Origin of the sequence: Myxococcus vastator (assembly GCF_010894475.1) — a bacterium.
Lineage (GTDB): Bacteria > Myxococcota > Myxococcia > Myxococcales > Myxococcaceae > Myxococcus > Myxococcus vastator.
The window spans coordinates 1-9,745 of record NZ_JAAIYB010000327.1 but is presented as its reverse complement, the minus strand read 5'-3'; the positions used below and the strand labels follow the sequence as shown (position 1 = coordinate 9,745).

Annotated in this window: 10 protein-coding genes and 1 pseudogene; 3 read left to right on the top strand and 8 right to left on the bottom strand. The window is 68.8% G+C overall.

Annotation, left to right across the window (positions count from 1 at the left end):
* The 4 genes and pseudogenes from G4D87_RS40160 to G4D87_RS26710 form a co-directional block, all read right to left on the bottom strand.
* Positions 1 to 169 (bottom strand): annotated as a pseudogene (locus G4D87_RS40160) (RDD family protein); the annotation flags it as partial.
* Complete coding sequence (gene sglS, locus G4D87_RS26720; RefSeq protein WP_240358640.1) at positions 166 to 555, bottom strand: type IV pili motility protein SglS; 390 nt, start codon at positions 553 to 555, stop codon at positions 166 to 168. The gene sglS and the pseudogene G4D87_RS40160, both read right to left, overlap by 4 nt.
* Before the next feature lie 192 nt (positions 556 to 747).
* Positions 748 to 1,716 (bottom strand): porphobilinogen synthase, encoded by a 969-nt coding sequence (hemB, locus tag G4D87_RS26715; RefSeq protein ID WP_205507735.1) that lies wholly within the window; start codon positions 1,714 to 1,716, stop codon positions 748 to 750.
* A gap of 64 nt (positions 1,717 to 1,780) precedes the next feature.
* A complete protein-coding gene (locus G4D87_RS26710; RefSeq protein WP_240358639.1) occupies positions 1,781 to 1,990 on the bottom strand; it encodes a hypothetical protein in 210 nt (69 codons plus the stop codon).
* Positions 1,991 to 2,290: 300 nt separating this feature from the next.
* Between G4D87_RS26710 and G4D87_RS26705 the strand changes: the two genes are divergently transcribed.
* The 3 genes from G4D87_RS26705 to G4D87_RS26695 are packed head-to-tail and all read left to right on the top strand — an operon-like array spanning position 2,291 to position 5,125.
* Positions 2,291 to 3,178, top strand: a complete 888-nt coding sequence (locus tag G4D87_RS26705; protein ID WP_163785258.1) for an ABC transporter ATP-binding protein — start codon at positions 2,291 to 2,293, stop codon at positions 3,176 to 3,178.
* A complete protein-coding gene (locus G4D87_RS26700; protein WP_163785253.1) occupies positions 3,175 to 4,011 on the top strand; it encodes an ABC-2 transporter permease in 837 nt (278 codons plus the stop codon). The genes G4D87_RS26705 and G4D87_RS26700 overlap by 4 nt, the downstream gene beginning before the upstream one ends.
* A 1-nt stretch (position 4,012) precedes the next feature.
* Positions 4,013 to 5,125: a hypothetical protein gene (locus G4D87_RS26695; RefSeq protein WP_163785252.1), complete on the top strand. Its 1,113-nt coding sequence runs from the start codon at positions 4,013 to 4,015 to the stop codon at positions 5,123 to 5,125.
* Between the two features lie 52 nt (positions 5,126 to 5,177).
* Here G4D87_RS26695 and G4D87_RS26690 read toward each other — a convergent pair whose 3' ends face one another.
* From G4D87_RS26690 to G4D87_RS26675, 4 genes are all read right to left on the bottom strand, one after another.
* Complete coding sequence (locus G4D87_RS26690) at positions 5,178 to 7,514, bottom strand: exonuclease/endonuclease/phosphatase family protein (protein WP_240358637.1); 2,337 nt, start codon at positions 7,512 to 7,514, stop codon at positions 5,178 to 5,180.
* 84 nt (positions 7,515 to 7,598) lie between these two features.
* A complete protein-coding gene (locus G4D87_RS26685) occupies positions 7,599 to 8,624 on the bottom strand; it encodes a hypothetical protein (RefSeq protein WP_163785250.1) in 1,026 nt (341 codons plus the stop codon).
* Positions 8,624 to 9,040, bottom strand: coding sequence for a hypothetical protein (locus G4D87_RS26680; RefSeq protein WP_163785249.1), 417 nt, complete (start codon positions 9,038 to 9,040; stop codon positions 8,624 to 8,626). The genes G4D87_RS26685 and G4D87_RS26680 overlap by 1 nt, the downstream gene beginning before the upstream one ends.
* A 190-nt stretch (positions 9,041 to 9,230) precedes the next feature.
* On the bottom strand, positions 9,231 to 9,745 hold a 515-nt coding region (locus G4D87_RS26675), incomplete at its 5' end, for a hypothetical protein (protein ID WP_163785248.1).

Sequence of the window (9,745 nt, the reverse complement as noted above, 5' to 3'; positions counted from 1 at the left end):
CGTACAGGCCCCACGCCACCGACACGTCCACCACCCGCGCGCCGCCGCGCAGCCAGAGCGAGGCCTTGGGATAGGGGGAATCGGGTTGCGCCTCTCCGGACACCAGCCGCAAGGCGCGGCCACCCTGCCTGCTCGCCGCCATGAACACGCGGCTTCGCGCGGTGCTCACTCCTCCGGCTCCAGCGTGAGGCCTTCCTCGCGCGGCTCGGGTTCGTCCAGCCCCGCCAGGCGCGCCAGCCGTTCGTGGGCGCTCAAAGGAGAAATCATGGGCGCGGCCCACTCGGCGTGCTCGCGCGCGTACTCCGCCGCGAGCGCCGCGGTGGGGCTGCCCGTCTCCGACATCCGCATCAGCCGCCCGCGCGCCGCGTCTTCATCGTGCTCGGCGGGGCCGCCCTGGCGCGTGAAGAGGATGAAGGCCATGGCCGGGCGCTTGGAGGACTCGCGCATCGCGAACTGGATGCCGTCGAGGCTCCAGCCCTTGGCCGTCCACTCGTTGAGCGTGCGCTCCAGGGCGCCCTCGTCCACGGTGGACAGCTCGACCACTTTGTACTGCAAGGGTCCTGGGGGGGTGACACGGACCGCGCGACCGGCGCCGGACCGCTGCTTCGCGGTGCGCCGGCGTTGGGGCGGGGGCTTCTGGGACTTTCGTCCAGGCCGCTTTTGGGTTGGCATCGTGCGACGCACATTTGGACGCAACGCGCGCGGCGGATCAAGCGTCAACCCGCCGCGAGTCCGTCCGGCTGTTGCCTACAGGAGCTTCGCCGCTTCCAGGGCGTGGTAGGTGATGATGAGGTCGGAGCCAGCGCGCTTCATGGACGTGAGCGTCTCCAGCATCACCCGCTCGTAGTCAATCCACCCGTTCTGCCCGGCGGCCTTGAGCATGGAGTACTCGCCGGACACGTTGTAGGCGACGACGGGCAGCTCCCAGCGCTCGCGCACGGCGCGGATGACGTCCAGGTAGGCCAGCGCGGGCTTGACCATGACCAGGTCCGCGCCCTCCTCCACGTCCAGGGCCACTTCCTTCAGGGCCTCGCGGAAGTTGCCGGGGTCCATCTGGTAGCCCCGGCGGTCGCCGGAGGTCGGCGTGTTCTGGGCGGCCTCGCGGAACGGTCCGTAGTAGCCGGACGCGAACTTGGCCGAGTACGCCATGATGGGCAGCTCGCCGAAGCCCGTCTCGTCCAGGGCCGCGCGGATGGCGGCCACGCGGCCGTCCATCATGTCCGACGGCGCGATGATGTCCGCGCCCGCCTTCGCGCAGCTCACGGACATCTTCGCCAGCAGCGGCAGCGTGGCGTCATTGACGACGTGGCCGCCCTCCAGCACGCCGCAGTGGCCGTGGTCGGTGAACTCGCAGAGGCAGACGTCGACGATGACCTGGAGGTCCGGCTCGGCCGCCTTGATGGCCTGGATGGCGCGCTGGACGATGCCGTCGTCGGCGTAGGCCTGGGTGCCGCGGGCGTCCTTGTGGTTCGGGATGCCGAACAGGAGGACGGCGGGCACGCCCAGCTTCCGGGCCTGCCGGGCCTCCGCGACGACGTGCTCCAGCGACAGGTTGAAGATGCCCGGCATGGAGACGATGGGACGGCGCACGTCCCGGCCTTCCACGACGAACAGGGGGTAGATGAAGTCGCCCGGGTCGAGGCGCGTCTCGCGCACCATGTCACGCAGGACGGCGTTGCGGCGCAGGCGGCGGGGTCGGTGGATGGGATAGGCCATGGCGATCGCCGGTATAAACCGGCGGCGCCGCGCCTTCACCGTTTCTGGCCCCCTGCCCGCCTGCTCAGCCTGCGACGAGCCGCCAGCTCCGCTGATGGTTGCGCGCCTCCCGGGCGTGCCGCTGGGCGCGACACTCGGCGATGTCCGCTTCGTGCAGGGCGCGGGCGTAGCGCACGCGCGCCGCCTCCGTCCCCGTCGCCAGGTCCTGGTCGGCCAGCGCCAGCTCGCGGCGGGCGTCCAGCAGCTGCTGTTTGATGCGGTCCTCGTACGTCATGTCCGGTGCTCCTCGGGGCATGGGGTCCGCCGCCGGACATTGCATGGGCCGGACCGTGGAGCTCCAAGGAACGCGGAAGCCGCCAAGTCCCCGGAACAACGAGGTACCGCGGCGCGGCAGGCACAGCAGGCGTGCGAAGCGCCTTTCCCACGGGCGCGAACGGAGCGCCGCAGGGAGCCGCCAGGAGACCGTTCCGCCCGCCCGGGCGACCGCCCGGCAACCTGACGCAATCGGTGGACGGCCCGGTCGTCTACATTCCCGACCGTGACAAGCCAGGCGCCCGCCATTGAAGTGAGGGGATTGAGGAAGACGTACCACCGGGCCTTCCGGAAGGGAGGCACCGAGGCCCTCCGGGGCATGGACCTGACGGTGCCGGAAGGCAGCGCCTTTGGCCTCATCGGCCCCAACGGCGCGGGCAAGACGACCTTCATCAAGAGCATCCTCGGCATCGTCCAGCCCACGGAGGGCGCCATCCGCGTCCTGGGCGGCTCGCCCGAGGACCCGCGCATCCGCGCCCGCATCGGCTACCTGCCCGAGCGCCTGCACCTGCCCGGCACCTGGACGGCGCCCGCCTTCCTGGCGACGGTGACGCGGCTGAAGGGCCTCCCGGTGGACCCCGCGGTGAACCTGCGCCTCCTGGAGCGCGTGGGCCTGTCGGACGCGGTGGGCCGGCGCATTGGCGGGTACTCCAAGGGCATGCGTCAGCGGCTGGGCCTGGCCGCGGCGCTGGTGGGCACCCCTTCCCTGCTGGTGCTGGACGAGCCCACGGACGGAATCGACCCCATGGGGCGGATGGAGGTGCGGCGCATCCTCCAGGAGGAGGTGCGGCGTGGGACGACGCTGTTCCTCAACTCGCACCTGCTGGCGGAGACCGAGCGCGTCTGTGACCGTGTCGCCATCCTCGCGGGGGGCCGCGTGGTGCGCGAGGGCCGGCTGGAGGACCTGGCGCGGGGCGGCGTGCGGTGGCTGGTGCGCTTCGCCCCCGGGGCGAACACCGAGGCCCTGGCGGCGGCGGGGTTCCTCCGAGGCGCCGCGGAGGGACAGTACGCCGTCGAGGCAGAGGACCCGGCGGCGCTCAACGGAGCATTGGACCGGGCACGGGCGGCTGGGGCATTGATGGTGGAGCTGCGGCGTGACGGAACGGACCTGGAGTCGGTGCTGATGGGAACAGTGGAGGCCGCGGCGTGAAGCCCGTCCTGGGAATCGCGGGCTACGTGCTCCGTGAGGCGATGTCGCGCAAGTTCATCCTGGCCTTCATGGTGGGCATCACCCTGGTGCTCACCGTGGTGGCGCTGAGCTTGCGCATCGAGGTGGTGGACGGGGCGCTCGCGGCGTCCCGGCTGTTCGGCGAGGAGCTGCGTAACAGCATCCGCTCCGTGGACGTGGCCCTGCGGCCCGTGTACCAGGCCGCGGCGTTCCTGGTGTTCTACGGCGGCATCCTGTTCGGCATCGTCGCGTGCTCGGACTTCGCGCCGTCGCTGATGTCACCGGGGCGCATCGAGCACCTGCTGGCGCTGCCGATTCAGCGCTGGCACCTGCTGGCGGGGACGTTCCTGGGGGTGATGGTGCTGGCGCTGGGCGGGACGCTGTATGGGACGACGGGGCTGGTGCTCATCTTCGGCGTGAAGGCGGGGTACTGGACGGCGGGGCCGCTCATCGCCGGGCTGCTGGCGTGCGTGGGCTTCGCGGCGGTGTACGCGGTGATGCTGACGGCGGCGACGCTGGTGCGCAGCGCGGCGCTGTGCGCGGCCTCTGGCTTCGTCTTCCTGGTGGGAGGCATCATCGCGGGCTACCGGCAGCAGCTGACGCCCTTCTTCGAGGAGGGCTTGGGACGCGAGGCCTTCCGGGCGGTGACGCTGGTGTTGCCGCGGCTGTCCGCGCTGGCCATGGCCGCGGGCGACATCGCCGCGTCCACGCCGCTGGAGGTGCACTCGCTGGGCATGCTGTTGCTGGGCGTGCTGGTGTTTGGATTCGGGGCCCTGGCGGTGGGGTTCTGGCGCTTCGAGGGAAAGGACTACTGACATGGACAACCGTGGACGCCGCCGGGTGTGGCTCGTCGTGGCGGCGATGCTGTTCGTGGTGGCCGCGGTGTTGATGTTCACCGGGCAGGGGGAAGCGCCCGCCATGGAGACGCCGAAGGTGGAGTTCCCCCGGCGGATGCGGGCCCCCGAGCGAGCGCGCGCGGAGCGGCGCCGGACGCAGGTCCTGCCCGTGCAGGTGGACGCGGGCACGCAGGAGCGCGCGCGGCCCAGGGACCCCGTGCTGGCCGCCCTGCCCCGCGGCGAGGGCAAGACGGCGGTGGTCATCGAGGCGAACGCGCTGCGGCACTCGCCCATTGGCGAGCTGCTGCTGGACTGCCTGATGCGGGATGGTGGGAAGCGGCTGGAGGAGCTGCGCAACCTCAGCGGCGTGGACCCGCTCCAGGATTTGGACCGCCTGGTCATCACCGATGACGGGATGATGCTGTCGGGCAACTTCGGCAACGCGAAGTTCAAGGAGCTGCTGGGCGAGCGCGTGTCCATGGACTACGGCGAAGGCGCCCGGGTGTACGAGCCGGGCGACATGACGGTGACGCGGCCGGATGGGAGCACGGCGCGGCGCCGGAGCGAGGCCGCGGTGGCGACGTGGAACAACGAGCTGCTGGTGATTGGCAAGTCGCCGGACGAGGTGAAGGCGGTGGTGGACCGGGTGGAGGGGCGCGGCCCGGACGAGCCGCCCGCCATCTCCGAGGGCAGCACCTACGGGGAGATGTACGGCGTGCTGTCCGTGGACCAGCTCGCGCGGCTGTTGCCCAAGGAGCAGGCGGAGCTGGCGGAGCGCATCCGCCAGGTGGCGCAGAACGTGGAGCTCCACGTGGACGCGAGCGGCGACGTGGCGATGGTCGCCGAGGTCCGCGGCGCGAATGGCGACGAAGTCACCGACCTGGGCAAGACGCTGGGCGCCGCGCTGAGCATGGCGCGCATCAAGGCGCAGGCGGAGGGTGAGAAGGATTTGGCGCAGCTGCTCGACTTCGCGCGCGTCCAGCCGGATGGGACGTCGTTCAAGCTGGAGATGGCGGTGCCGCTCGACGTCATCCAGAAGCGGCTGGCGTTCTGCAAGGAGGAGCGGAGCGCGGCGGAGGCGGCCGAGCGGTAGGCCGCGAGTCATTTGCTCCCGCGTTGCCCACGACGCTGCCGTCAGGGCCGCGCTACGTCGCCGGCCGGGGATTGCGCATCTTCCACTGGACACGCGTCCCCGGAGGATGGAACCGCAGGAACCTGTCCAACGTGAGCGGCCGCGTTTCTGGCCGCCACGACGTCCAGAGAATCTGGTCCTGGAAGGGCTCACACTTCAAGACGAAGTACCCGTCCTGGTGCCGATCCACCTGGCCCACGCAGGTCGCCACGCGCGTCTCTCCCTCATAGGAAGGCAGGTACTGGTCCACGGCCTCCAACGTTGCGCCGAAGTCGATCATCTCGTCGAAGAGGAACACCGCCTCCACGGAGGGCCGGGTGACCGAGCGCATCAAGGCGAGCGTCCGCTCCATTCCCGCGCGGTCCACATTGGGATTCGTCAGGGCTCGGGCCTGCGCCTGCAACGCCCGGGTATGCGGTGACAGCGGGGCCACCAGGATGTCGCAGACGATGGGCAGGTGGTCGCTCACGTACTTCCGGTAGATGTAGAACGCCTGGTGCTTCGTGGAGAGCGTTCCGAGCTTTCCCTTCTGGGGGTCGTCGTCCGGGAGGTCGAACTCCGACAGGTTCGCCTCAATCCAGGAGATGACATCCAGCACCGCGGCTGAGGCCACGCTCGACTTCAGCGCGCTCCCCTTGAGGAAACAGTTGTCATAGGCGCTGCTGGTGAAGGCGGCGGTGTCTGGCGCCTTCTCCCTCCACTTCGAGGCCCCATGGATGCTCGCCAGCGAGGTCGCGATGCCATCCGGGATGAGCGGCTCGAAGCCACGCGTGCTGAAGTCCTTGTACAGGGCATTGGCGATCTTCTGATACCCGCTGGGCTTTGGGACGTTGGGAGCCCAGTCCAGGTTGAAGTCACCGATGACCATCACGTCCTCTTCGTCTTCGAGCTTCTTCGTCGACCCGGTGCCGGCGTTCATCAGCTCGCGCATCGCGGCGGCGCGGAGCTCCACCCCCGCCAGGGTGGATGGGCCGAACGGGCCATGAAAGGCCACGAGGTACATCATGTGGCTGGTGCCGCGATACGGCAGCCACAGCTCCACCGGGAGGAGATAGGGACAGCGCCCGTAGTAGCCGATGCTGTTGTCCTGATAGCCCAGGAGCATGCCGGCCTTGAAGACCGGCATGCCGTGCGACGTGTCCTCCTCGCCTGGCGCACGCATCACCAGCCGCGCCGCGGCGGACTTCACCGACACGAGCTTGTCCTTCATCCAGACACCCATCGAGCTGGAGCCCTGGGTGCCTGTCCCCTGCCGAAGGAGGATGGAGTAGCTCTCCTGACAGGTGCACATGTAGAACGTGAGCGCATCCACGGCCTGCCGCAGGTTCTGGAGCGGAGTGGTGTACGCCCCAAAATCCTCACAGCTCCCACAAGAGCCAGACCCCAGAGACTCGCCACACGCGCATCGCTTCAAACGAAGCACGAAGCGCCAGTTGTCCTGCGGCGGACACGTGGAGATGTCCGTGCTCCAGTCGAGCTCCTGCTCACTCCAGTCGTCCTGGACGTAGACGAGCTTGTAATAGCTCCGCACCGGGAGGACGGCGTCGTCGCGCAGCTGCTCCATCCACGCCTGCGTGGGCGCGCCCTTCAAGTCGACACACAGGCCCTTGAGCAGCTTGGGGTGATAGCCGTAGTCCCCCAGGAACTTCTTCAGGCTCGCGTTCTTCCGAGCGCGCTCCGCGGCAGCGTAATATCGAGAGTCCGCCTTCAGGTTCTTGGCCTTCTTCTTGGTGAGCCGCGTGAGGGCCGCCGACTCCTTCTTGGTGAGCTTCTTCGTCTTCTTCTTCTTCTCGAGGCTCTCGATGCGGTTCAAATCCCGGACGTCCCGCTGCAGCTTCACCATGGCGGGCTCATAGATGCAGAGCTTCTTGGGTGGCAGCCAGCGCTTCCCCGTCATCTCGCTGACGTTCTGCTGGTAGGTCAGCGGCTCGCCGCCGTCGAGCAGGTCGAACTGCGCGCCGCCGTCATCCTCGTCGATGGCGTCATCGTCCTCATCGTCGACCGGGACAACGCCGTCGTCATCATCCTCATCGACATCGCCGTCGTCATCCAGGTCCTCCTCGTCAACGGCCTGCTTCCACCCCTTGGTGCCAACATGGCCCGTCTCAATGGCGTTCATGTTGATGTAGGAGTCCGACCGGCTCTCCAGCAAGATGCAGACGTCGGCGCTCACCGCCTCGAGCACCTTGTTGATGACCTTGTTGACGAAGGGATTCCCCAGGCTCCTCCCAGCCTCGAAGGTCTGCACGTTCCAGCTCACCACCGTGAACACCGCGGGCGGCAGGGGGAGGTTGATGACCGTCGTATGGCCTTCCGGGTCCGAGAGGGCCACGCTCCGTCTTTCCACCACGGAGAGCGCTTCCTGGTGGAGCTCAAGCTGCGCCTGTCTCCGCTTCTCCAGAACCTCTGCAACAGTCAACGGGCCCGCCATGAATCACCCTTGGTCGTGGAGTGCGAAGAGCGCCCCGCGGACGTCGTCGTCGACGGCATCCGAGTGAGGCAGGGAGACCGCGGACCGGAAGCGATGCAGCACGCCCTTCGCCACGTCGTCGAACGTGCCATCGGAGGACGCACACGGAAACCCCAGGTTGCGCAGCCGCTGCTGGACGCCCCGGTCGTCCGACAGCGGCAACAAGGCGCCCACGGGGAGGTCGAGGCGCGTCGCTCCCTGGTCGAGGACCAACGTCACGCGGGTCGTCTGCGCGGGGACCACCGTGTCGATGTACCCATTCCGCGTGGTCCCTTGCTGAGAGGGCGCGTCTGGCACCTCCAGCAGATAGGGAACGCCGTCCTGCGGCTCGAACCCGACCGCCAGCCGCAGCCGCAGCCGGGACACGCCGCCATTGAACCGAAGCACGTAATGGAATCCCGCGGAGACCTGGAGGGTCGCGGGCTCCCTGGGAGGAATGTAGAGCGTGTCTTGAGCAGCGAGCTGGTTGCGCCACCGCCGCTGGGCTCGCAGTGTCCCATTCTGGGGGGCATCCCAGATGGTCTCCGGGAGGTGTCCCCAGTCAAAGGCAATCGTGTCCACCCCTTCGCCAGGCTGCACGACGTGCATCGCCTCCGGGTAGGCCAAGGGCGGGAGCACACTCCACTCCGCGGGCTGGCTGCTCAGCACCCACATGGACGAAAGGGCCTCCACCAACGGAACGTCCAACGTCCGCCGGTCCAGCCCCAACAAGGTCAGCGGGTAGCTGGTGGCCTCCAGCCCCTCGAAGCGCACCGCCCCGAAGGCATTGCTCTTCAGCCGGTACACGGTCTGCCCCCACGCCAGCTCGAGCACCTGGTCAGGGAGGACCCGCCCCTGGAAGTCGACGAGCGAGACCTCGATGGCCATCTTCTCCACGGGCCGGCACGGCACCATGGAGCCAGACACCGGCGTGCTCCCGAAGGTGTTCCGCGACTGCGTGTTCGCCGTATCCAACTGAAAGGATGAAACGCCCAGGGGTGTCGAGAACATCAGCGCCGCTCCGTGTCCGTGGCCGACTCGAACCGATGCCGGGCCTCACGCTGCTGGAGCTCGAGCGCAAGGCGTCGCTGGAGCTCCTGGACGCCCAGCTTGAGCCGGTACGAGGCGGAGGGGATGGACGTGTCACGGAGCAAGGCGCCCAGCCACGCGCTCTCGGGTTCGGACGCGAAGTCCCAGCCGAGCACCGCGCAGAGGTTGACGTAGACGCTCACGTCGCCCCGGGTCTCCAAGCCCACGGAGACGGCCTCATCAACCGCCGCGCGGAGGGACGTGCGCAGCGATTCGCGGGGCTGCATGGCCACGAAGGCCGGGAAGTGACGCTGGAGATGGCCTTCCAAGCCAGCCAGGAACTGGTCCTGCCGGTGGGCGTCCAGCACTCGAAGCTGTTCGGCGCGGAGGGTCAGCATGTGTCCAGGACCGGGGAACGAGTCGTCGAATGAAGCGGAGGCGCAACGAGGTCCTTGGCATAGCAACCAACGCGCCACCGGCCCCGCCGCTGGACACGGGGGGCATTGGAGACCGGGTGGCCTGGGCCGCGTGCGAGCGGGACGCACGAGCGTCCCCCCATGACGCGAGCAGCGCCCGTACCTTCAGGAGTCAGGGCTGGAGCGACGCGCCCGCGTCTTCCTGTTCACGACGGCGCAGATTGGCCGCTGCATTCGCCGCCTTGAAGAGCGTGACGACGATGAAGGCGCGGATGACAAGGGGGAAGATGGGCAGGCGCCCTCCTTGCGTGACGGAGTCCGCCAGTACGAAGAGCGCGTCGGCGATGTACAGGAGGCCGGCGAGCATGGGCGCCACCCGGGTGCCCCGGTAGGTGAAGAAGCCAAGCACCGCGACCACCAGCCCAAAGAGGAGGGAGCCCAACCCCATCCCCGCGGCCTCCAGGACGTCACTCCGCGCCACCATGGCGACGACACCGAGCAAGGTGTTCAGGCCCGCCAGGAAATAGAGCAGGTGCGCCGCGCGCTTGACCTGCTGCGCCGGGTCCGTGTCCGACCCCGGAACGACCTCCCCGTTGCGCACCACCGCCAGGCCCGTGCGAAACGCGCCACTCTGGAGCAGGACGTTCAGCGTGCTTCCGTCAGGGAGGTTGAAGAACACCCCCCGCT

Bases quoted from the DNA above. Each gene is read 5' to 3' on its own strand.
- hemB (WP_205507735.1), bottom strand. From the start codon at position 1,716: ATGGCCTATCCCATCCACCGACCCCGCCGCCTGCGCCGCAACGCCGTC.
- G4D87_RS26710 (WP_240358639.1), bottom strand. From the start codon at position 1,990: ATGACGTACGAGGACCGCATCAAACAGCAGCTGCTGGACGCCCGCCGC.
- G4D87_RS26695 (WP_163785252.1), top strand. From the start codon at position 4,013: ATGGACAACCGTGGACGCCGCCGGGTGTGGCTCGTCGTGGCGGCGATG.
- G4D87_RS26685 (WP_163785250.1), bottom strand. From the start codon at position 8,624: ATGTTCTCGACACCCCTGGGCGTTTCATCCTTTCAGTTGGATACGGCG.
- G4D87_RS26680 (WP_163785249.1), bottom strand. From the start codon at position 9,040: ATGCTGACCCTCCGCGCCGAACAGCTTCGAGTGCTGGACGCCCACCGG.